A 22,163-nucleotide genomic window follows, 5' to 3' on the forward strand; every position below is an offset into this window, starting at 1 on the left:
ACTCTCCCGTTTATTAGCTGAGGGCATAACCGATAAGCCGCGTACAGAGTTCCGGAAAAGAAATGCCCGCCGCACGCGCGGCATCGGGAAGCAGCGATGTTCCCGTCATGCCGGGAATGGTATTCGTCTCCAGCGTCCAGCACGAACCGTCTTCTTCCAAAATGAAATCAGAGCGCGAAACCCCTTCGCACGACAACGCGCGGTGGGCACGAACCGCAAGCTCTTGCACCATCCGCGTCGTTTCGTCCGACAGCGGCGCGGGACACAAGTGCTGCGAACCACCGGGAGCATATTTCGACTCGAAATCGTAGAAATCGCTTTTAGGAACGATTTCGATTATAGGCAACGCTTCGACTTCTGCGTCGCCAATGACCGCAACCGTCAACTCCTTACCTTTTATATAGCGTTCAACAAGAACCTCTGAATCGATGTCGAACGCCTTCTCGATTGCTTCGCCGATTGCCGCAGCACCTTCGACGATGAACACCCCCAGTGCGCTTCCTTCCGTGCCGGGTTTCACCACACAATGCGTGCCAAGCTTCTCGACGATAGAATCCACGTCGTAAGAACCTCCCTTCTGCAGCGGCACAGAGGGGGGAGTAGGGATGCCGGCTTGTTCGTAGTACAGCTTCGACTTCACTTTATCCATTGCCAAAGCGCTCGACCACACCCCGCTACCGATATAAGGGAGCCCAATCGTTTCCAAAAGACCCTGCACGGTGCCGTCTTCCCCATATTTCCCATGCAAACAGAGAAAAGCAACGTCGAAAGGACCGTCGATCAAACGTTTCAGATCCTCCTTGTCGGCAGGATCGAGCTGCGTAACGGTATATCCGGCTTCTTCAAGGGCCTCTCGCGCGCCTTCGGCCGATGCGAGAGACACCTCGCGTTCCCCGCTCTTTCCTCCGGCGAGCAACGCCACGCGGCATTCAGACATGCATCCTTCTTTCATCATCCTTGATACGTTCGTTGCAGTATAGCAAAGGGATGTTTCACGTGAAACAATGTATAATGGCGGCTATGGATAAATCAATCAAAACCTATTCGCTGCCCGAACTCGCTTCAGTAATGAAAGAACTAGGGCAGCCCGCTTTTCGCACGCAGCAGCTGCAGGAATGGCTCTACCAACGACATGCGTCCAGCTACGACGAGATGACGAATCTCCCTGGTTCTCTGCGAGCAACCCTTGCTGAACGTTTTCCACTCACGATGCCGACTGTCGTCGATCGTCAGATTTCGAAAGACGGGACGCGGAAATACCTTGTTGAGTTCGACGACGGTATCCGCGTAGAGACCGTAGGCATCCCTTCGCGCAACGGCGATCGCTTGACCGTATGCTTCTCCACGCAGGCAGGGTGTCCCATCGCATGCGCGTTCTGCGCGACAGGCCAGGAAGGTTTCGCGCGCAATCTCACACCGGGAGAAATAGTCGACCAAGTACTTATCGTCCAAGAAGACATGGGGAAGCGTGTCACGAACGCCGTAGGAATGGGTCAAGGAGAACCGTTTCTCAATTACGACAACACCATGGCCGCATTGCGCATCCTTAACCACAAGAAAGGTCTTGAGATCGGAGCACGCCATATCAGCGTCTCAACCTGCGGGATTTTGCCTGGTTTGGAACGCTTCTCTGAGGAACCCGAGCAATTTACCCTCGCGGTTTCACTCCATGCAGCGCGTCAACCGATTCGCGACCTCATTATGCCTAATGTTGCTCGCTACGAATTGCCTTCGTTGAAAGAAGCGCTTCAGAACTACGTGGCGAAGACAAACCGCCGGGTTACGCTCGAATACATCATGATCGAAGGCGTGAACGACGCACCTGCCGACCTTAAGGCTCTTCAAAAGTTCTGCTCGAATCTTCTATGCCACGTCAATCTCATCCCTATCAATGCAATAGAAGGTTCGGAATTCCAACCGAGCTCGCCTGAAACGATTAATCTATGGCTTTCCGAAATTTCTAAGAAAGGAACGGAAGCTACGCTGCGCGACTCCCGCGGTTCTGATATCTCCGGCGCCTGTGGCCAACTGAAAAACACCTTCAAGCCTTGCAACTGAAGTGTTTCACGTGAAACACTTCAGTTGCCTACCGTTGCAACGGATATACAAGAGAATACGTATACAAAAATAAGAAAGCCCGGAATGTTTCACGTGAAACATTCCGGGCTTTCTTTTGGGAACCTTTCGACCTTTAGGACGCTGCAGCTATGAGCTCCTCGAACAACCTCTCGAGATCTTCCTCATCTTGGAATTCAATCTCAATCTTGTTCTTTCCGTTAGAAGACTTCACCTTTACGGGTGTGTGCAACACATCTTTCAAAGCTTTCGCCACCGTTTTAAACGTCTTAGGCAACGGCTCCTTCTTCGTCGGGGCGTCATTGCGCTTACCCGAGAACAGACGCGCTATAGCCTCTGCTTCTCGAACCGTAAGTTTTTCCGCAACAAGCTTGTCCGTCAGCTTCTGACGCCCTTCTTTCGTGGGAATGGACAGGATTGCGCGTGCATGACCCGCCGATATCTTCTCCTCGAACAATAATTGCTGCGCCTCTTCGGGAAGCTCGAGCAAACGCAACGCATTAGCCACAGTAGAACGGCCTTTTGACATAGCCTGTGCTACTTCGGACTGCGTGAGGTTACGACGCTCCATCATGCGGCGATAACCGTATGCCTCTTCTATAGGGTTAAGGTCGGAACGCTGAATATTCTCCACAAGAGCAAGCTCGAGCGCTTGATCGTCGTCCGCATCCTTAATGCGTACCGGCACGGTTTTCAATCCTACGATTTTACATGCCTGCCAACGACGTTCGCCCGCGATGATCTGATATTCATTGGTTCCAACGGGACGAACGAGAATCGGCTGCAGCAGACCATCCTTCTCGATTGATGCTGCAAGCTCCTCAAGCGCCTCTCTTTTGAAGTTCGTGCGCGGCTGATCGGGGTTCGGGCTGACGGACTCTATCGGAACCTCGTCGGTTCGGCGCTGAACAACGCTTTTGATGGTTACCTGGCTTTCACCATCGACGATCGATTCCTCTTTCATTGGCGTGATTGTTTCACGTGAAACATTCTGACGTTCAACCACGGGTTCGGTATGCATAGGGATCGGCACGACAGTCTCTTCGCGTTGTTGCTCCACCAACACCCGTTTAGGCGTAGATTCGAGAGGGGCTGCTTCCTCAAACGCTCCACCAAGAAGCGAGTTCAAGCCACGACCTAATCCGCTTTTGTTCGCTTTAGCCACGTTGTACCACTTCCTTTGCGAGGTTTACATACGATTGCGCTCCCTTGCCCGATGGATCGTATTGGGTGATAGGCTGGCCGAAGCTCGGTGCTTCAGACAATTTAACCGTACGGGGAATAAGCGTCGTAAAAACCGTTTTACCGAAATAGCTGCGCACCTCTTCAACGACTTGTCGAGAAAGAGTAGTACGACCATCGTACATAGTAAGAAGAACACCGAAGATATCAAGGGTAGGATTCAGACGAGTTTTGACACGTTTCATTGAATCAAGGAGTTTTGTCACACCTTCCAGTGCGTAAAACTCGCATTGAATTGGTATCAACAGCTTGTCCGCAGCAACAAGCGCGTTGACCGTCAATAAGCCGAGAGAAGGAGGGCAATCGATAAATACATAGTCGTACTTGCCTCGAAGGCTTCCTACGGCGTCTTTTAAGCGATTCTCACGGGCCATCTCGGATACAAGCTCTACTTCTGCCCCTGCAAGATTTATCGTGGCTGGTACGAGATCGAGCCCTTCGCCCACATCCGGGATGATGACATCCTCTATTGCAACGTCGTTCAATAAAACGTCGTACACGCAATTGTGCACTTGGCTCTTCTCGATACCTAAACCACTCGAGGAGTTGCCCTGCGGATCAAGATCGACCAACAAAACTTGCTTGCCCAACTCTCCCAATGCGGCGGAAAGGTTGATCGCAGTCGTGGATTTTCCAACGCCGCCCTTCTGATTGATGATGGCCATCACCTTTGTCTGACCGACCACATGTTTGACAGGCGCTTTATCTTTGATCGTCTTGATAGGAGTAGGAGGAACTTCTTGCTCTGCCAAAGGCTTCACAGTCTCTCGTTCAACCACTTCAATATGGTCGATGATCAACTCGTCCTCTACGATCTCTTCTTTTTTATGTTGCTTGACAGTCTCTGCTGCTTTTTTGTCTCGTTTGAGACCATCGAATAGTCCCACAGGGACCCCCTTTCTTGACCGCGAACACAGTATACCTTGTTTAGTGTTTCACGTGAAACACTCGCCCAAAATGTTTCACGTGAAACATCGGGAGCCTGCTAGAACCAAAAGTGTTTCACGTGAAACAAATATAGAAACCGCGTTGGAAAATGAGGTAAACGGCGTGAGATCCGCATAGACCGCACGCTAGAAACCTGCCATATGCACGTAAGACCACATCTGTACAATACTAGATAGGAAAAAGGAGGTTGCTGATGAATACCACGCGGCGCCAATTGCTCGCCCAGCGGGCAGAAAACATGCGTAATCAAATGACCTATCCAGAGCGAAGGCTTTGGTTCTCGTTCTTACGAGAATATCCTACACCGTTCGTAGCTCAAAAAGTGATCGGATCATACATTGTTGATTTCTATTGCAGAAAGGCGCGTCTCAGCATTGAACTGGACGGTGATAGCCATTATACCGAAAGCCAGAAGGAATACGACCGCGTTAGAACAACCTTTCTCGAAATACTCGAGATCAAAGAGCTCAGATTCACTAATAACGAAGTAATGGAAAACCTCGAAGGCGTGTGCGAAGCGATCCACGCTGAAGTCCTCAAGCGTCGTAACGACGTTCACGGAAGCCTATTCCAAAAAATGAAGGACAAACATTAGACTCCGCTGGATCCGAATTCAATTCACTATCTGCGTTGTCAATGCGAGAACGCGGCGTTTGGCGTTTACTCTGGATCCGAGCTAAATGCGCGTAGGCTGCGTGTTAGAACTGAATGGAATCCGCGTAAGGTTAGCGCTAGATTCTAATGCAGAATGTTTCACGTGAAACATTCTGCATTAGAGCGGGCGTTTTTGCGCGAAGCCTGTTTTGCGCGGAAGCTTTACATGCGGGGTACCCGTTTTTTCGAAGCAAATGATGCGGCGGTGATTCTTGCCAAGCTCAACGATACGATCGGATACAAGCTTCATCGCCAAGCGGTTTTGCAACGATAGGGCATGCTCCATCTCTTCATCGGATACATTGGCTTTATAGCAAATCAACCGCCCACCTTCCTGCAGCAACGGGCTGGCGAATTCCATGAGTATCGACAGCTGAGCAAGCGCCCGAGCGGTCACCGCAGCGAACGAGGCAGGTTCTTCACGAGCAAGGTCTTCGATTCGGCCGGTATACACATCAACGTTATCAAGACCTAACGTTTGCACCATCGAAGCGAGGATCGTGGTTTTCTTACCGACGGAATCAGCTAGAAGCGTAGAACGACCGCTCTCTATAGCTAGGGGAATACCCGGATAACCTGCCCCTGATCCAATATCGACCATTCGACCTTCCGGTGCTTCTCTCAATTCAGGCAGACCAACTAAAGAATCCTGCACGTGGAGAAGCATCCCTTCATCCCATGTCGAAATACGCGTGATGTTGGTGGTCTTATTGGCTTCGATAACCAACTCCAGATGGCGTTTCAAAAGATCCTCGCGCATGTTCACTCCTCTATAATCGAATGCCCTCAGTATAGAGGAATGTTTCACGTGAAACATTCAAATCACGACGTTTCAAATGTTTCACGTGAAGCATTTGAGCGAAACGCACCTCAGGTAAGAGTGTTTCACGTGAAACATTCATGACGCGAAACAGACTGAGGTTAGACCATTGTCTATTGTTTCACGTGAAACACTCACGACAATAAACCGAGCTCTTGACCCTTTTCTAATGTTTCACGTGAAACATTTAGCGTAAGGACAAAGGAGAATCAGGTTTAAGGCGATTCGCTTTCGAAACACGAAGGGAGACGGGGGAGCCATCATCGAAAGTCTCGATTGAAAGGAACTTCTAATGTTTCACGTGAAACATTAGAAACAAAAAACCCGCACCTTTCGATGCGGGCTTGCGGCTAAACTGAGACTTACAAGTTTAGCGAGGAAGAATCACCACATGACGGGCGCTGCCTTCGCCTTCAGATGCCGTCTCCACACGGTCGTCGTCGCGAAGGCAGATGTGCACGATACGACGCTCGTACGGCGTCATCGGACGAAGCTTGATGCTGCGGTTCTGGCTAGCTGCGCGGTTCGCGGAAGAACGGGCAATCGATTCCAGCTTCTCGCGCTGACGGCTCTTGTAACCTTCGACGTCCACGATGACCGGGTAGCGGAACCCGATGGTGCGCACGGTAATCGCCGACACGAGGAACTGCAGAGCGTCGAGCGTCTTGCCGTGACGGCCAATCAGCACCGCCAGATCGTCGCCCGTGATGTCGAGGATCAGCTCACCTTCGTCGCCTTCGTACTCGTCGATGGTCACTTCGCCCACCTCGAAGTACTTGAGAATATCTTGGAGCGCTCCAATCGCCGTATCGGCAATGCGATCTAGATCCTCGTCGGTCAGTTCAGCGGGTTCCTCATCAAGAGGCTTCTCATCAACCAATTCTTCAGCCATGACAGACTCCTCAATGTTTCACGTGAAACAATCGCGGTTACTTGCGCTTCGTCGTATCCTTCTTGGTCGGACGGGGCTTCTTCTGCTTGCGGGTCACGTCCACCTCGATAGGCTTCACCTCGATGGTTTCAGCGGCCTCGGCGTCGCGCTTCTTCATGATGCGCATGGAGATCTGCTGCTGCGCGATGCCCATGAGGGAGGACGCGCCCCAGAACAGAAGCACGCCGGCGGGCGAGCTCCAGCTGATCCAGAGCATGAACACGCTCATCACAGCGGCCATGATCATGGTCTGCTTGCGCTGCGGGTTGTCCTTGTTTCCCATCTGCATGAGAACCATGGGCAAAAACGTGGCGCCCGCGAAGATCACCATAAGGATCAAATAGGGAACAAACGTTCCAAAACCAACGGCCAGAGCCTCAGAAGGCCTCATAACCAAGCTGGGAACCAGGTTGTAGAACTCGTAGGTGGTGCCCGATGTGCGCGAACCCATCTCGCTGAGCACTTGAAACAACGCCATGAAGATAGGCATCTGCAGCAGCATGGGCAGACAGCCCGCCAGCGGGTTGAACTTCACCTCGGCGTAGAGCTTCTGCATCTCTTCCTGCAAGCGAGGCTGATCGTCAGCGTACTTGCGCTGCAGCTCCTGCATGAGCGGCTGCACCTTCTGCATCTGAAACGACGATTTCGTCTGCTTGTGCATCAAAGGCGAGATCAGAATACGGAAGATGACCGTCACGATGATGATGGCCAGGCCCCAGTCGCCGCAGAAGTCATAGAAGAAATGGATAATGTCGAATATCCAGTCCTTAAATACGTCCCACATGTTCAGTTGTTCCTTCCTCTATACCAAAGAAGCCCGCGCGACGACCTCAAGGAACAGGATCGTAGCCGTGCGAACCCCCCGGACGACAACGTAGCACACGCTTCACCGTGAGCTTGAAACCCCGGCAGAACCCGTAGCGCTGGAAGGCTATGAGCCCGTATTCGGAGCACGTCGGCGTGAAGCGGCAGCAAGAAGGGAACAGAGGGGAAATGGCAGCCCGGTAGAAGGTGATGAGAAACACCGCCACTTTGCACGGCACCTGTTTCAGAAATGCCTTCATTCCTCTCGTCCCTAACGTAATTCAGCCCGCTTCAACGTCTCGGCACATGCTGTATGCACTTTACTATAAGAACTCCTCATGATACCCGACTTCGCGAGAAATATCACATCGTAGCCCGCCCACGGACCACCCAGTTCGTGACATATGGCTCGCATGCGTCGTTTAGCGCTGTTGCGCCATACCGCATTCCCTGACTTTTTACCCGCAATAAAAGCAACACGACCTTGCTGGCCGTGCTGCTTCGTGGGTAACACTATGAACGTAAGGTACGGCGTATGCAGACGCTTACCGCATGAGAACAGATCGGAGATATCCCCGCGGGATTTAATGGTCTCCAACCTAAAGCTCTCTTTACACGCAGAGACGCTTGCGCCCCTTGGCGCGACGAGCAGCCAGCACCTTGCGGCCGCCCTTCGTCGACATACGAGCACGGAAACCGTGGCACTTAGCCCGCTTACGAGTGTTAGGTTGATACGTGCGCTTCATATTGATTCCCTTTCATGGTTTTAGAGCAACCTCGAAAGTATAGCTCACGTTACCGGGGAGTCAAGGAAAACTCACAAGAAGGGTTCATGATTTTTTCCAGGTCGCTTCGAATAGAACGAACCCCAGGGAAGGTCTCTTCGCCGTGGAAAACCTCGAAAGTTTGTTCTGAATGCCCTTGACCATGCCCGGGTGGCTATTTTTTCAACCGTTTTCCTCTTTTTCGCGCAGCTCGATTGTGGAAAATGTTGAAAACTCTCGATTCATTCGAGAGCCGTTGTGGAAATCTCTAACGTCATCGGTTTGTCAAGGGATATTTTCTCATTCTTTTACAAGCCTCTCATCAGGCATAAAAGGTGATCGTAGTTATTAACAAAGCTTTGACCTGGTGTTATATATTGCTTGCCGGGTGATTCACCCATGCGACCGGGCAATATGTTACCCAATCTTCACGTAAACGAATTCAAACGGTCACGTCCTGCCGGAGGACGCGTTTCGGCCCAGGAAGCGCCAATCCGCTTGGAGGCTATCAACATTTTTGCACGTTTTTCACCAACGTTCGTACGTTTTCCAGAATATGTTCTTCAACGTTTTCCACATTTTCTGAATAGAAAGTGGAAAACGTTGAAAAGCCCATGTGGAAAGCAATGCAGGATTTAGAAATAGATGAATACATAGTTTTGAATGCTATGAATTCCCCAGGTGGATAGATTCAGAATCGAAAAAACGCTACAATGCCTTTGAATGTTGCTGAAAAATGCTGAATATCGAATCTGAAAACGGAACACCATTGGACAACCAGATTGAAAAAGCAGATCATCAGGATGAAACCGCTGATGAAAACGTGGAGCCTTTCGACTACACGCATGTACACGCCGTAGCGCGCATCGCGCTGTACGACGATCTTCGCAGCGCCCCGCGCGTGACGGAGATACACCCGGCGCCGACGGCTGAATTCATTGAAAGCCTTGCATCGAAAATTTATGAACAGGCTAAAAACGCCGGAGGGACCATTCCGTACACCGTCATCCGCGAAGTATCGGAAAACTTCATCCACGCGCGTTTCGCCGAGGCTACCGTGTCCATCCTGGACGAGGGCAATACCATCCGTTTCGCCGACCAGGGCCCGGGCATACCTTATAAGGATCAAGCGCAGATCCCCGGGTTCACATCCGCCGTGGAGCCGATGAAACACTATATTCGCGGCGTGGGGTCGGGCTTGCCCATCGTGAAAGAGTACCTCGATTTCTCGCACGGCACCATCACCATTGAGGACAACCTGGGAACAGGCGCCGTAGTGACCATCAGCCTACGTGCGGGCGAGGCGACCGATATGCCGCCCGTCGACCAATCGAGCGCGCTTCACCCTGCATCCGCGCAACCATCGGCCATGGAACCCGCTTACCCGATGCACGAGGCGCCGCAGCAGCTGCAGCAGCAGATTCCTCCCCAGCAGCCGATGCAGCAACCCGCCTACCCGGCGCAATACGGATACGCAAACCCACCGTATCCGCAGGAAGCCGCGCCCGCACGACCGCCTTACGGTTACGAGCCCGAACCGCAGTACGCGCCCCCGCGCTATGCGCAGAATCCCTACGCGGCAGGCGCGCCCTACTATCCCCAGCACGGTGCCCCGGCTCATCGCGCTCAGGGCATGGACATGCAAGCCCAGCATGCGATGGCGCCGCTTATCCCCCCGTTGTCGCAACGCGAGCGCGACTTCCTGCCCATCTTCCTGAGCGAAGGAGCCCTGGGAGTAACGGACCTGTCGCGTTTGACCGGCGTGCCGCAATCAAGCACGTACGTGGCGCTGTCGAAATTAGAGGAAGCCGGGCTTATCGAGAAAACGGTCGGACAGAAGCGCATTCTGACCGATCTGGGATACCACGTGGCAAATTCCCTATAATCGGCCTTTACCCGGCTTCGATCTGTTAATACAATCGAAGCGGCGGCGGGTGGCGCCCGCTTGACGCACGAGAGAGATGTTTCACGTGAAACATTCGCGATGCCCCCATCAAGGAAGCAAGCTATGAACAGCGAAAAACTCGAGCAGGTCTGGTCCGAAGTATGCGGCCAGGTGAAAAGCTACAACAATATCGATCCGTCGCAGATCAACGCGTTCTTCTCACGCCTGCATCCGCAGGCTATGAGCGACGGGTTCCTCATGATCACCGCGGACAACGACTTTATAAAGACATGGATCGAGCGTCATTATGTCGAGTTCATCAAACGCGCGCTGAACGACCTGTACCACATGCCGTTCACCGTGATCATCGAAGTGGACATCACAGCCGCCGAACCTCCCGCTCCGGCGCCTGCTCCTCCCGCCGCGCAGGCAGCCCCGGCGGCAACCATGGCGACGGCGGCAGAAACGCCTGCGCCCGTCAGCTCTCCGCAGCCCGCGCCGGCTCCTGCCGCGAATGCCGCAAGTTCGCCGCAAATCGACGCAGGCCGTCCCGAAGCGCATAGAGGGGCGGTAGGGGAAGAGGTCGCCGGCGTCGGCGCGAAACGAGAAATAGCGCTCGACGGCCCCGACAGCCCCGCGTCCACGCTTACGTTCGAGAACTTCGTCATCGGCGATTCGAACCGCATGGCGTACTCCATGGCCGTGGCCGTGGCCGAGATGCCGGGCAAGGCGCACCTCAACCCGCTGTTCATCTACGGCAAGTCGGGTCTGGGGAAAACGCACCTCATGCGCGCCATCCAGAACTACATCAACGAGACGATGCCGCAGCTTTCCACCATCTACGTGGACTCGGCCGAGCTGTTGAGCGACTACATGGAGGCCAGCGCGGCGCACGACAAGCAGAAATCCAGCTACAAGAACTTCAAGACGCGCTACGAGGAAGCCGACGTGCTGCTCATCGACGACGTCCAGTACCTGCAGGGCAAGAAGCAGACGCTCGACATCGTGTTCCAGATATTCAACAAGCTGACCAGCCAGGGCCGCCAAGTGGTGCTGTCGGCCGACCGCGCGCCGAAGAACATCGACATCGACGAGCGCTACCGCAGCCGCTTCAACTCGGGCGGCACGTTCGACATCCAGCCCCCCGAGATCGAGACGAAGCTGGGCATCGTGAAAAGCTTCGTGGACGAGTACCGCGAGTCGGAAGGGTCGCACGACTTCAACATCCCCGACGACATCCAGATGTACATCGCGGAAAGCTCCAGCTCGAACATCCGCGAGCTGAAGAGCGCCGTCACGAAGGTGATCTACCAGATGACGTTCTTCAACCAGCCCGACCTCAAGCTGGACGACGTGCGCACGCTGCTGGAGAACCACTTCACCGGCGGCCCTTCGAAGCGCCTCACCATCGCCGACATTCAAAAGGAAGTGGAGAACTTCTACAAGGTGAGCCACGCCGACCTCGTGGGCAAGAAGCGCACGCGCAACATCATCTACGCGCGCCAGATAGCCATATACCTGTGCCGCCAGATGCTCGACCTGCCGTTCAACGACATCGGCAAGAAGTTCAACCGCGACCACTCCACCGTAATGTACTCGGTGACCAACGTCGAGGAGAAGATGAAGGAGAACCGCGAGCTGCGCGAGGAGCTGGAAGCGCTGCGCGGGCTCATCAACGAGATGTAGCGTACGCGCGTTCGGCGGAAAGATGACTGAAACATGACTGACAAGTTGCCGAAAAGCGGTGCAACCCTATGGAAAGATAATAAAAGCGATAATTGATGTTGAGGGAGGGTGCTCGGTCTGCACGATCGATTCAGGAAGAATTCCAAGGGTTGACATGCGATAACGTAGGTTTTCCACATTTCCACCGCCCTTATTATTACAACTATTAAAACCTTAGATATATTAGAGAAGATCAAGAGCAAAGAGCAAAACCCGAAAACCCGCATTCATACGTCATGCCGATCATGCGCAATGTTTCACGTGAAACATTCGAACCTCTATAATGACGGCAGCGCTCGCTGCTTCTAGAGAAAGGGAACGTCTTGAAATTCAGCATCAACCAATCGGAATTGCAGAACGCGTTGTCCGTGGTGCTCAAGGGCATCGCAACCCGATCGACGCTTCCCATTCTGTCGGGCATCTACCTCGACGCGCACGACGACACCCTTACGCTTCAAGCGACCGACCTCGAGCTGTCCATCCAGTACTCGGTTTCGGCGCTCATCGAGGAGACGGGCAAGGCCGTGGTTCCCGGCAAGCTGTTCTCCGAGATCGTGAAGAACCTGCCCGACGCAGCCGTGCACGTGGCAGCCGAGGACGACTCGGCGGTCATCACGTGCGACACGGCGTCGTTCTCCATCAAGACGCTCGACGCGGAGGACTTCCCCGGATTCCCTCACGTGGACGTGCAGCAGGAAGTGTCCATTCCCTTCACGCAGTTCGCTTCCATGGTGAAGCGCGTGGCGCGCGTGGTGTCGAAGGACGAGAGCCGCGCCATCCTCACGGGCGTGCTGATCACGCTGGAGGACACCACGCTCAAGATGGTGGCCACCGACTCGTATCGCCTCGCCATCACCGAAGCCGAGCTTCCCGAATCCAGCGCCGAGGAGTTCCAGGCGGTCATCGCGGGATCGTTCTTGCAGGAGATATCTTCGCTGCCGCGCTCGGAGGACGACCTCAAGCTGGCGCTGGCTGAGAACCAGATCGTCGTCACGTACCACGACACCGTATTCATCAACCGCCGCCTGGAAGGCAACTTCCCGAACTACCGCCAGCTGCTGCCCGATTCCTACGCCACGCGCGTGAGCATGGACGTGGGGCACCTCGTGGCCGGCGTGAAGCGCACGTCGCTGCTGGGACAGACCAGCTCGCCGGTGCGCTTCGACATCAATATGGCGTCGCAGACCGTGCAGCTGTCCGCCGTGGCGCAGGACGTGGGTTCGGCCCAGGAGACGCTGTCGTGCGAGGGCGAAGGCGAGGACGTGGAGATTGCGTTCAACTACGCCTACGTGCTGGACGGGCTGTCCTCCGTGAACACTGACAACGTGTTCCTCGAAGTGCAGTCATCCATGAAGCCCGGCATCTTCAAGGCGGACGAGGGCGAGAACTTCCTGTACCTCGTCATGCCCGTGCGCATCGCGTAAGGACGCGCGCGGCATATCGTGGATCTGGCCATCGCCCATATCTCGTTTCTGAACTTCCGCAGCTACGAGGCGTTCGATCTCGACGGCATCGGTCCGCTCACGGTGCTCGTGGGACCGAACGCCGCGGGGAAGACGAACGTCGTCGAGGGAATAGGCCTGCTGACGGCGCAATCGTCGTTTCGACATGCGCCCGTCGACCAATTGGTGCGCGCCGGGGCTCCCTTCGCGCGCTTGACGGCCGACGTCACCGACGGCAGCCGTCAGCTTGAGCTGGCGGTACAGATGGCCGAGGGCAAGAAGAAGCACCTGCTGAACGGGAAGCCCAAGCGCACAGCCGACCTGAAGGGCCTCGTACCGTCCGTGACGTTCACGCCCGACGACCTGGAGCTGGCGAAAGGGGCCATGTCGGTGCGCCGCGCCGCGCTGGACGCGCTGGGCTCGCAGCTGTCGGCCAACCACTACCTCATCCGGCGCGATTACGAGAAGGTGCTGCGCCACAAGAACCGCCTGCTGAAGGACGAGGCGCCGGCTGCGCTGGTGGGGGCGATGAACGAGACGCTGGTCACGTGCGGCGCGCAGCTTTCGTGCTACCGCGCCGCGCTGTTCGAGAAGCTGGCGGCTTCGATGGCGTCGTACTACGCTGAGATCACCGACGGGCATGAGCGGCTGGACGCGGGCTTCGTCCCTTCGTGGGAAGAGCACGATCCCCTTTCGTTCGCCACGCGCACGTTCGGGCGCGACGAGGCGCGCGAGGCGCTGGCGGATGCGCTTGCGCGCCGCGGCGGCGAGGAGCGCGTGCGAAAGCGGGCGCTCGTGGGCCCGCATGCCGACCGCATCGAGTTCTTCATCGACGGCAAGAACGCCGCCCTGTTCGGCAGCCAGGGGCAGCAGCGTTCGGTGGTGCTGGCGTTCAAGCTGGCCGAGGCCACGCTGATCCAGGACATTTTGCGCCAAAAGCCGGTGCTGCTGCTGGACGACGTGATGAGCGAGCTGGACGCCGCGCGCCGCCGCGCGCTGGTGGCGTTCATCTCGGGCGACATCCAGACGTTCATCACCACGACGAACCTCGCCTACTTCGACGACGACCTGCTGGGCGGCGCTCGCATCGTAGAGCTGGAGAAACCGCGCAAAACCGGCGAAATGCCTGACGAGGATCGAATGTTTCACGTGAAACATTCGCCGATCGACGCGCAACCGGCGCGCGGGGAGGCCGAAGAGCGCGACGGGCAGCCGTCCGATCCGGCCGAACAACCTTCGGCGCGAATCGAGGGGGACTCATGAGGAAGCTGGGCGAGAGCATCAACGAGCTGATGGCCGCGCTGGCCGCCGGCGACGACGCGTCGCGCAAGGCGCAGCGCGCCGCCGCCGTGAACGTGGCGTGGCGCAACGCGGTGGAGGCCGTGTACAAGGATGCCGCGCAGATGGTGCTCGACCACGTGAACGCCGTGTACATCATGGCCGCCGACGAGGTGGTGAAGGGCGCGACGACGAAGGCGTCGCATACGGGCACGGGCGCGCAGCTGGTGGTGTACGCCGACGACAGCCTCATCCGCTCGGATCTCGATGCGCGCCAAGAGTTCCTCAAGATGAAGTTGAAAGAACAAGGCGAGCACGTGGAGACGTTCAAGATCCTGCCTTCGCGCTTCGAAATGAAGGCTCACCATCCCTTCCGCCGCGCGGAAGAGGACGGTGCCGTCGAGCGCGCTGCGCGCGCGAGTCGCGAGGAAACCCCGCGCACGCCTTTGTCGCCCGAAGAGGAAGCTGCTCTCGAAGCCAGCGTGGGGGCGGTGGAAAGTCCCACGGTCCGCAGGGCGCTCGAGAGGGCGATACGTGCCGATAAAAATCGCATTTAGCGGTTCGATGCGAAAAATAATGATCGAATACGAGATCGCGGCTCGTACGGCTTCTAAAACCCTTCATACTTGATGGATTTTATTGGTATCAAGGCATGGTTATGGTAGAATTTTCAGGTTAGCGCGAATCAGCGCTGCACTCACACATCGCACTATAAAAGGAGCATGTCAGTGGCAAACAAACCTGACCATTACGACGGTTCTGACATTCAGGTCCTCGAGGGCCTGGAGGCGGTCCGCAAGCGTCCGGGCATGTACATCGGCTCGACGGGTCCTCGCGGCCTGCACCACCTGGTGTACGAGGTCGTCGACAACGCCGTCGACGAAGCGCTCGCCGGATACTGCGACGAGATCAAGGTGTGGATCCATCAGGACAACTCGATCTCGGTCGACGACAACGGGCGCGGTATCCCGATCGACAAGCACCCGAAAGAGAAGATCCCCACCGTCGAGGTGGTGCTCACCATCCTGCACGCAGGCGGCAAGTTCGGCGGCGAGGGCTACAAGGTGTCCGGCGGCCTGCACGGCGTGGGCGTCTCCGTCGTGAACGCGCTGTCTTCCCGCGTGGAAGTGCAGGTGCGCAAGGAGGGCAAGGAGTACTTCATCGGCTTCGACCACGGCAAGACGTCCGAGAAGCTGCGCGAAGTTGGCCCCACGAAGCGCGGCAACGGCACGACCGTGTCGTTCTGGCCCGACCCGGAGATCTTCACCGAGACCACCGTGTACGATTTCGACACTCTGGCGAACCGCTTCCGCGAGATGGCGTTCCTCAACAAGGGCCTCAAGATCGTGCTGTACGACGAGCGCGTCACCGATGCCGACGGCAAGCCGCGCACCGAGGTGTTCCAGTACGCCGGCGGCATCGTCGACTTCGTGAAGTTCCTGAACGAGGGCAAGGAAACGCTGAACAAGCCCATCTACTTCGAGGCCGAGAACGACGACGGCACCGTTGAAGTGGCCATGCAGTGGTCCACCTCGTACTCCACGAACTCCGTCATGGCGTTCGCGAACAACATCAACACGCACGAAGGCGGCACGCACCTCGACGGCTTCAAGCAGGCCGTCACGCGCACCATCAACGAGTACGCCCGCTCGAAGGGCATCCTCAAAGAGAAGGATTCCAACCTCTCCGGCGACGACACGCGCGAGGGCTGCGCGGCCATCGTGTCCGTGAAGCTGCACGACCCGCAGTTCGAGGGCCAGACGAAGACGAAGCTGGGCAACACCGAGATCCGTCCGCTGGTGCAGAACGCCGTGACCCAGGGCCTGGCCGAGTACCTCGAGGAGAATCCGACCCCGGCCAAGCGCATCATCGGCAAGGCCACCCAGGCGCTCAAGGCTCGCGAAGCCGCCCGCAAGGCGCGCGAGATGACGCGCCGCAAGGGCGTGCTGGACTCGTTCGCGCTGCCGGGCAAGCTGGCCGACTGCTCGTCCAAGACCCCGGAGAACTCCGAACTGTTCATCGTAGAGGGCGATTCCGCAGGCGGCTCGGCCAAGCAGGCCCGCGACCGCAAGACGCAGGCTATCCTGCCCTTGCGCGGCAAGATCCTCAACGTTGAGCGCGCGGGCTTGCACCGCTCGCTTTCCAGCGACACCATCAGCTCGCTGATCACGGCTATCGGCACGAACATCGGCGACGACTTCGACGCCGACCAGTCGCGCTACCACCGTATCATCATCATGACCGATGCCGACGTCGACGGCGCGCATATCCGCATCCTGCTGTTGACGTTCTTCTACCGCTACATGCCGGAGCTCATCAATCGCGGCTACATCTACATCGCACAGCCGCCCATCTTCGGCCTCAAGAAGAAGAACTCGCGCTCGCCGAAGATCGAGCGCTACATCTACGACGAGAGCTCGCTGGGCTCGGTGCTGGCCGAGTACGACGATCCGAACAAGTTCGACGTGCAGCGCTACAAGGGCCTGGGCGAGATGGACCCGGATCAGCTGTGGGAGACCACGATGGAGCCGGCTACCCGCACGCTTCTGCAGGTGAGCATCGACGACGCCGCCGAGGCCGAGCGCGTGGTGAGCGACCTCATGGGAGACCAGGTGGAGCCGCGCAAGGAGTTCATCCAGAAGCACGCGCGCGACGTCCGATTCCTGGACATCTAGCGTTCTGGTGGTCTGACGACCGCCGGAATACCTCGCTGACTTACTACGCCAACCTGTAAGGTAGGAGATTTATGGCAGACAACAACGATTCTTTCGACGAGTTCTTGAATCGCGCCGAAGAGGATTACGACGCGGGCGACATCGAAGCGGCCGAGGCCGGCGACGAAGACGACGTGCTGAACGACGTCGAGGGCGGTGAGGACGAGTCGCGCCCCGGCGCGTTCGTGTCCGAGGAGAACAAGGCGCGCTCGCTGATCGACATGTCGTCGATCGCGAACCCGCACGGCTCCATCGTCGAAGGCGCCAACGGCGGCGAGGGCACCATCGTGCGCTCCGCCTACCTCGGCAAGGAGATGCAGACGTCGTTCCTGGAATACGCCATGAGCGTCATCGTCTCGCGCGCCCTGCCGGACGTGCGCGACGGCTTGAAGCCGGTTCACCGCCGCATCCTGTACGCCATGAACGAGTCCGGCTACACGCCGAACCGCCCGCACATGAAATCGGCCCGTACGGTCGGCGACGTCATCGGCAAGTACCACCCGCACGGCGACATCGCCGTGTACGACACGATGGTGCGCTTGGCCCAGCCGTTCTCGATGCGCGTGCCGCTGGTGGACGGCCACGGCAACTTCGGCTCCATCGACGGCGACGGCGCGGCGGCCATGCGTTACACCGAGTCCCGTCTGGACAAGGTGGCCATGGAGCTGCTGCGCGACCTGGACAAGGAAACGGTCGACTTCCAGCCCAACTACGACGAGAGCCTCGAAGAGCCCACGGTTCTTCCCGCGCGCTTCCCCAACCTGCTGGTGAACGGCTCGCAGGGCATCGCCGTGGGCATGGCCACGAACATCCCGCCGCACAACCTGGGCGAGACCATCGACGCCACGTGCCTCATGCTGGACAACCCCGACGTCACCACCGAAGAGCTGATGAAGGCGCTGCCCGGCCCGGACTTCCCCACTGGCGGCATAATCATGGGCAAGAAGGGCATCCGCGACGCGTACGAGACGGGCCGCGGCTCGCTGACCGTGCGCGCGAAGTGCAAGGTGGAAGAGGGCAAGAACGGCCGCAGCTCCATCGTGGTCACCGAGATCCCCTACCAGGTGAACCGCCAGCGCCTGCTGGAAAAGCTGGGCGAGCTGGTGCGCGAGAAGAAGCTGCCCGAGATCAGCAACATCCACGACGGCGCCGACCGCCACGGCATCGACATCATCATCGACCTCAAGAAGGACGCCATCCCGCAGGTGGTGCTGAACAAGCTGTACAAGCACACGCAGCTGCAGGTGGGCTTCGGCGTGATCATGCTGTCGCTGGTGGACGGCGCGCCGCGCGTGCTTTCGCTGAAGGAGATGCTGCACTACTACATCGCGCACCAGGAAGAGGTCATCGTCCGCCGTACGCGCTACGAGCTGGCGAAGGCCGAGGAGCGCGCGCATATCCTCGAAGGCTTGATCATCGCGCTGGACAACATCGACGAGATCATCCACATCATCCGCTCGTCGCAGACCGACAAGGAAGCTGCCGAGCGCATGACCGAGCGCTTCGCCTTGACGGACAAGCAGACCGCCGCCATCCTCGAGATGCGCCTGCGCCGCCTCACCGGCTTGGAGCATCAGAAGATCGAGGACGAGCTGAAAGAGCTGCTGGAGAGGATCGCGTACTACAAGCGCGTGCTCTCCGACGACCAGCTGGTGCACGAGATCATCAAGGAAGAGCTGCTCGAGGTGAAGAAGAAGTTCGGCAGCCCGCGCCGCACGCTCTTGTCCGAGGCGGCGAAGGACCTCGACGTCGAGGATCTCATCGCCGAGGAGAGCATGGTCGTCACGATGACGAAGGCCGGCTACGTGAAGCGCCTGCCCGTGGCCACCTACCGCCAGCAGAAGCGCGGCGGCAAGGGCATGTCGGGCGTGAACCTCAAGGACAACGACTACGTGGAGCACCTGTTCGTGGCATCCACGCACTCCTACATGCTGTTCTTCTCCACGAAGGGCAAGGTGTACCGCCTGAAGGTGTACGAGCTTCCCGAGGCGTCGCGCCATGCGCGCGGCACGGCCATCGTGAACCTGCTGCCGCTTGAGAAGGGCGAGACCATCTCGGCCGTCATCGCGACGAAGGACTTCCCGTCCGACGAGTATCTCATGTTCGCCACCGAGCACGGCATGGTGAAGAAGACGTCGATGGACCTGTACGACCGCACGCGCCGCGACGGCCTGATCGCCATCAGCCTGAAGGACAACGACCGCCTCATCTCGGTGAAGCGCGTGGCTCCGGGCGAGAAGGTGCTCATGGTGTCCAGCGCCGGCAAGGCCATCATGTGGGACGAGGGCGAAGTGCGCGCCATGGGCCGCGACACCATGGGCGTGCGCGGCATGAACGTGCCGCCCATCGCCAAGGTGCTGGGCATGGAGATCGCGCAGCCCGACACCGACCTGTTCGTCATCACCGAGAAGGGCTACGGCAAGCGCACCCCCATCGCCGAGTACCCCGAGCACCATCGCGGCGGCCAGGGCGTGTTCACCATCACGATGACCGAGAAGAAGGGCCTGCTGGCCGTCATGAAGATCGTCGCCGAAGACGACGAGATCATGATCATGTCCGAGGAAGGCGTGTGCGTGCGCACCCCGGTGTCGGGCATCTCCGAGCTCGGCCGCTCCACGCAGGGCGTGTGCGTGATGAAGACGGCCGACAAGGACCGCGTGACCGCGGTGGCCATCTCCAGCCGAGGCAAGAAGAAGAAAGCCTCCGGCGCGCAGGTGGAAGGCGAGGAGCTGGACGAGAACGCCATCGACGAGCTTGAAGACGGCGCCGAAGGCACCGCCGAGATCGAGAGCGTCGAAGAAGCAGAGAACGCGGAAGGCGACGAAGAGTAGAAAACAGCCTCCAGCGTAACCTTGAACGCCCCGCCTCGCATCCTGCGAAGCGGGGCGTTCTCTTTTTGGCGCGCCGCGCTGCTACCCAGCGAATGTTTCACGTGAAACATTCGCTCCCGCACTGCACCTGTCACGCGCCCGAATGTTTCATGTGAAACATTCGGCCTCTTTCGCGTTATCGCTTGCGGCTCTCTTCGTTCGCGATGTTTCACGTGAAACATTTTCTTTCCCTCTGCCTCATGAATGCGAAAAACATGAAGGAACCCGCAGCCCCCTGGCGGGTTGTTGACGTGCCGTATACTGCACGCCTCATGACTGTTATCGACGGCCGCCAACGCGGCCGTTCATGCGAAAGGAGGACGGAAACCCATGTATCGAGCAGCTGCCGCGCAAGCGGCGCGCCTGTCGTCGAAAGCGCGCGGAGCCGCGAAGCGCGCGCAAACGACGCGCCGCGAACGCGCCCTGCGTTCTCCGGCGGAGAAAACCACAGCCGGCGACGTGTTCGTGCTTTCCGTCCCGCTGTTCGTGGAACTGTTCATGCAAATTATGATCGGGAACATCAACCAATTTATGCTGGCGCCGCTGGGAACCGAGCCGGCCGCCGCGGTGGGAAACGCGCTGCAGATCCTCAACATCGTGACCATCGCGCTGTCGGCCATGGGCACGGCTTCCACCGTGCTCGTGACCCGCGTGCTGGGGAAATCGTCGGCGACCAGCAAGGTGTCGGAGATCGCCACTGTGGCCCTCGTGGTGAACGTAGCGCTCGCGGCGGCCATGACCGCGGTGCTGTTCCTCTTTTGGCCGCAGTTCTTCTCCTGGCTGCACATCGACGGGTCCATCACGGGAATGGCGTCGTCGTTCCTGCTGATCGTCGGCTCCACCACGGTGGTGCAAGGCGCGTTCTTCGCGTTCACGGCTTTGCTGCGCAGCTACGCGCGCGGCGCCGACGTGATGCGCGCCAGCCTGGCGATGAACGCGGTGAACATCGCAGCCAGCGCCGTGCTCATCGGCGGCGTCGCGTTCGTCCCGGCGTTCGGGGTGGAAGGCGCGGCGGTAGCGAACGTGGTGGCGCGCGTCGCAGGCCTCGCGGTGGCATGCCGCCTCGTGCTGCGCCATACCGATGTGCGCATGCGCCTGGCGTACCTGCGCCCGTTCCCCTGGAAGACGCTTCGGCGCATGCTGGGCGTGGGCATCCCCTCGTCGGGCGAGCAGATGAACTACGACCTCGCACAGATCGTCATCCTGTCGTTCATCAACGTGCTGGGCACCACGGTGGTCACCGTGAAGGTGTACTGCTCGATGATCGCGGGCATCGCCTACCTGTATTCCATCGCGTTGTCGCAGGCGACGCAGATCGTGCTGGGGTATCTGTTCGGCGCGGGCAAGTTCGATGCGGTCGCGCGGCGCGTGTGGGTGGCCGATCTCATCGCCGTGGCGCTGACCACCTGCGTGTCCACGCTCATCTGGATCAACGCCGACGCGGTGTTCGGCCTGTTCACCGCCGATCCGATGGTGCACGAGCTGGGTCGCCAGGTGCTGCTTGTGGAGATATTCCTGGGTATCGGGCGTGCGCTCAACATCGTGATGGTAAAGGCGCTCATCGCGGTGGGCGACGTGAAGACCCCGGTGACGGTGAACGTCATCTCGTCGTGGATATTCGCGGTGGCAGGCGGCTATGCGCTGGGAATCGGCTTAGGCTGGGGCATCGTGGGCATGTGGGTGGCCATGTGCGTGGACGAGTGGCTGCGCGCCGGGTTCCTGCTGGTAACGTTCGCACGCGGAGGATGGCGGCGGCGCGCTCAGGAGCGGCGGCCCGAGCCTCGGCTCGAAACGCCTCCGGATGCCGTGGAGACTCCGGCCGTGTCGTACGCGAAGCCGTCGATGTTCGTGTTGAAGAAGCCCAGCGCAACGGGCCGTCCGAAAGAACCGGGCGCCGTCAGCCTGTCGGCGATTATGGGGCTGGCGCTGGCCGACGACGGGGGCTTGACGCATGGGATCGTTCAGGCCGTCATCGATGCCTTGACGGCACTGTGGTAGGCGGCGGAAAGC

At 58.1% G+C, this 22,163-nt stretch carries 19 protein-coding genes; 10 read left to right on the forward strand and 9 right to left on the reverse strand.

Going from position 1 to position 22,163, the window contains the following annotated elements; translation table 11 throughout:
• Positions 1-13: 13 nt before the first annotated feature.
• Positions 14-937 (reverse strand): D-alanine--D-alanine ligase, encoded by a 924-nt coding sequence (locus tag GT590_RS01395; RefSeq protein WP_227101147.1) that lies wholly within the window; start codon positions 935-937, stop codon positions 14-16.
• 59 nt (positions 938-996) lie between these two features.
• Between GT590_RS01395 and rlmN the strand changes: the two genes are divergently transcribed.
• Positions 997-2,058, forward strand: coding sequence for a 23S rRNA (adenine(2503)-C(2))-methyltransferase RlmN (rlmN, locus tag GT590_RS01400; RefSeq protein ID WP_009305571.1), 1,062 nt, complete (start codon positions 997-999; stop codon positions 2,056-2,058).
• Between the two features lie 133 nt (positions 2,059-2,191).
• On the opposite strand, the gene GT590_RS01405 is transcribed toward rlmN, so the two are convergent.
• Positions 2,192-3,241, reverse strand: coding sequence for a ParB/RepB/Spo0J family partition protein (locus tag GT590_RS01405; RefSeq protein WP_021410621.1), 1,050 nt, complete (start codon positions 3,239-3,241; stop codon positions 2,192-2,194).
• The gene (locus GT590_RS01410) at positions 3,234-4,205 is read right to left on the reverse strand and encodes a ParA family protein (RefSeq protein ID WP_009608924.1); all 972 of its coding nucleotides are present in this window, start codon (positions 4,203-4,205) and stop codon (positions 3,234-3,236) included. Before GT590_RS01410 ends, GT590_RS01405 begins: the two co-directional genes overlap by 8 nt.
• A 254-nt stretch (positions 4,206-4,459) precedes the next feature.
• Here GT590_RS01410 and GT590_RS01415 point away from each other — a divergent pair, with 254 nt between their 5' ends.
• On the forward strand, positions 4,460-4,861 hold the full coding sequence (locus tag GT590_RS01415; protein WP_009608929.1) for an endonuclease domain-containing protein: 402 nt from the start codon (positions 4,460-4,462) through the stop codon (positions 4,859-4,861).
• Between the two features lie 177 nt (positions 4,862-5,038).
• Here the strand turns inward: GT590_RS01415 and rsmG are convergent, their stop codons facing one another.
• The 6 genes from rsmG to rpmH all read right to left on the reverse strand — a co-directional run bounded on the left by rsmG (position 5,039) and on the right by rpmH (position 8,221).
• Positions 5,039-5,680, reverse strand: a complete 642-nt coding sequence (gene rsmG / locus GT590_RS01420) for a 16S rRNA (guanine(527)-N(7))-methyltransferase RsmG (RefSeq protein WP_009305576.1) — start codon at positions 5,678-5,680, stop codon at positions 5,039-5,041.
• A 430-nt stretch (positions 5,681-6,110) separates the two neighbouring features.
• Positions 6,111-6,632 (reverse strand): R3H domain-containing nucleic acid-binding protein, encoded by a 522-nt coding sequence (locus tag GT590_RS01425; RefSeq protein ID WP_009305578.1) that lies wholly within the window; start codon positions 6,630-6,632, stop codon positions 6,111-6,113.
• A 37-nt stretch (positions 6,633-6,669) separates the two neighbouring features.
• Positions 6,670-7,455: a YidC/Oxa1 family membrane protein insertase gene (locus GT590_RS01430; RefSeq protein ID WP_009305580.1), complete on the reverse strand. Its 786-nt coding sequence runs from the start codon at positions 7,453-7,455 to the stop codon at positions 6,670-6,672.
• Between the two features lie 46 nt (positions 7,456-7,501).
• A complete protein-coding gene (yidD, locus tag GT590_RS01435; RefSeq protein WP_009305581.1) occupies positions 7,502-7,735 on the reverse strand; it encodes a membrane protein insertion efficiency factor YidD in 234 nt (77 codons plus the stop codon).
• Between the two features lie 11 nt (positions 7,736-7,746).
• Positions 7,747-8,073: a ribonuclease P protein component gene (gene rnpA, locus GT590_RS01440; protein ID WP_009305583.1), complete on the reverse strand. Its 327-nt coding sequence runs from the start codon at positions 8,071-8,073 to the stop codon at positions 7,747-7,749.
• A gap of 13 nt (positions 8,074-8,086) precedes the next feature.
• Positions 8,087-8,221, reverse strand: coding sequence for a 50S ribosomal protein L34 (gene rpmH, locus GT590_RS01445; RefSeq protein WP_013981168.1), 135 nt, complete (start codon positions 8,219-8,221; stop codon positions 8,087-8,089).
• A 754-nt stretch (positions 8,222-8,975) separates the two neighbouring features.
• On the opposite strand from rpmH, the gene GT590_RS01450 reads away from it, so the two are divergent.
• The 8 genes from GT590_RS01450 (at position 8,976) to GT590_RS01485 (ending at position 22,151) form a co-directional block, all read left to right on the forward strand.
• Positions 8,976-10,124, forward strand: coding sequence for an ATP-binding protein (locus GT590_RS01450; protein WP_009305585.1), 1,149 nt, complete (start codon positions 8,976-8,978; stop codon positions 10,122-10,124).
• A gap of 123 nt (positions 10,125-10,247) precedes the next feature.
• Positions 10,248-11,810, forward strand: coding sequence for a chromosomal replication initiator protein DnaA (gene dnaA / locus GT590_RS01455; RefSeq protein ID WP_009305586.1), 1,563 nt, complete (start codon positions 10,248-10,250; stop codon positions 11,808-11,810).
• Positions 11,811-12,172: 362 nt separating this feature from the next.
• On the forward strand, positions 12,173-13,273 hold the full coding sequence (gene dnaN / locus GT590_RS01460; RefSeq protein WP_009305587.1) for a DNA polymerase III subunit beta: 1,101 nt from the start codon (positions 12,173-12,175) through the stop codon (positions 13,271-13,273).
• A gap of 18 nt (positions 13,274-13,291) precedes the next feature.
• The gene (locus GT590_RS01465; protein ID WP_009305588.1) at positions 13,292-14,554 is read left to right on the forward strand and encodes a DNA replication/repair protein RecF; all 1,263 of its coding nucleotides are present in this window, start codon (positions 13,292-13,294) and stop codon (positions 14,552-14,554) included.
• Positions 14,551-15,126 carry a hypothetical protein gene (locus tag GT590_RS01470; RefSeq protein WP_009305589.1) on the forward strand — a complete coding sequence of 192 codons (576 nt, stop codon included), beginning with the start codon at positions 14,551-14,553 and terminating at the stop codon, positions 15,124-15,126. Before GT590_RS01465 ends, GT590_RS01470 begins: the two co-directional genes overlap by 4 nt.
• A gap of 165 nt (positions 15,127-15,291) precedes the next feature.
• Positions 15,292-17,244: a DNA topoisomerase (ATP-hydrolyzing) subunit B gene (gene gyrB / locus GT590_RS01475; RefSeq protein WP_157011223.1), complete on the forward strand. Its 1,953-nt coding sequence runs from the start codon at positions 15,292-15,294 to the stop codon at positions 17,242-17,244.
• A gap of 71 nt (positions 17,245-17,315) precedes the next feature.
• Entirely contained in the window at positions 17,316-20,114 is a 2,799-nt protein-coding gene (gyrA, locus tag GT590_RS01480) for a DNA gyrase subunit A (RefSeq protein WP_114538456.1), read from the forward strand.
• 369 nt (positions 20,115-20,483) lie between these two features.
• A complete protein-coding gene (locus GT590_RS01485) occupies positions 20,484-22,151 on the forward strand; it encodes an MATE family efflux transporter (RefSeq protein ID WP_009305592.1) in 1,668 nt (555 codons plus the stop codon).
• Positions 22,152-22,163 lie beyond the last annotated feature (12 nt).

Source organism: Eggerthella sp. BIOML-A1 (genome assembly GCF_009875595.1).
Classification (GTDB): Bacteria; Actinomycetota; Coriobacteriia; order Coriobacteriales; family Eggerthellaceae; genus Eggerthella; species Eggerthella lenta.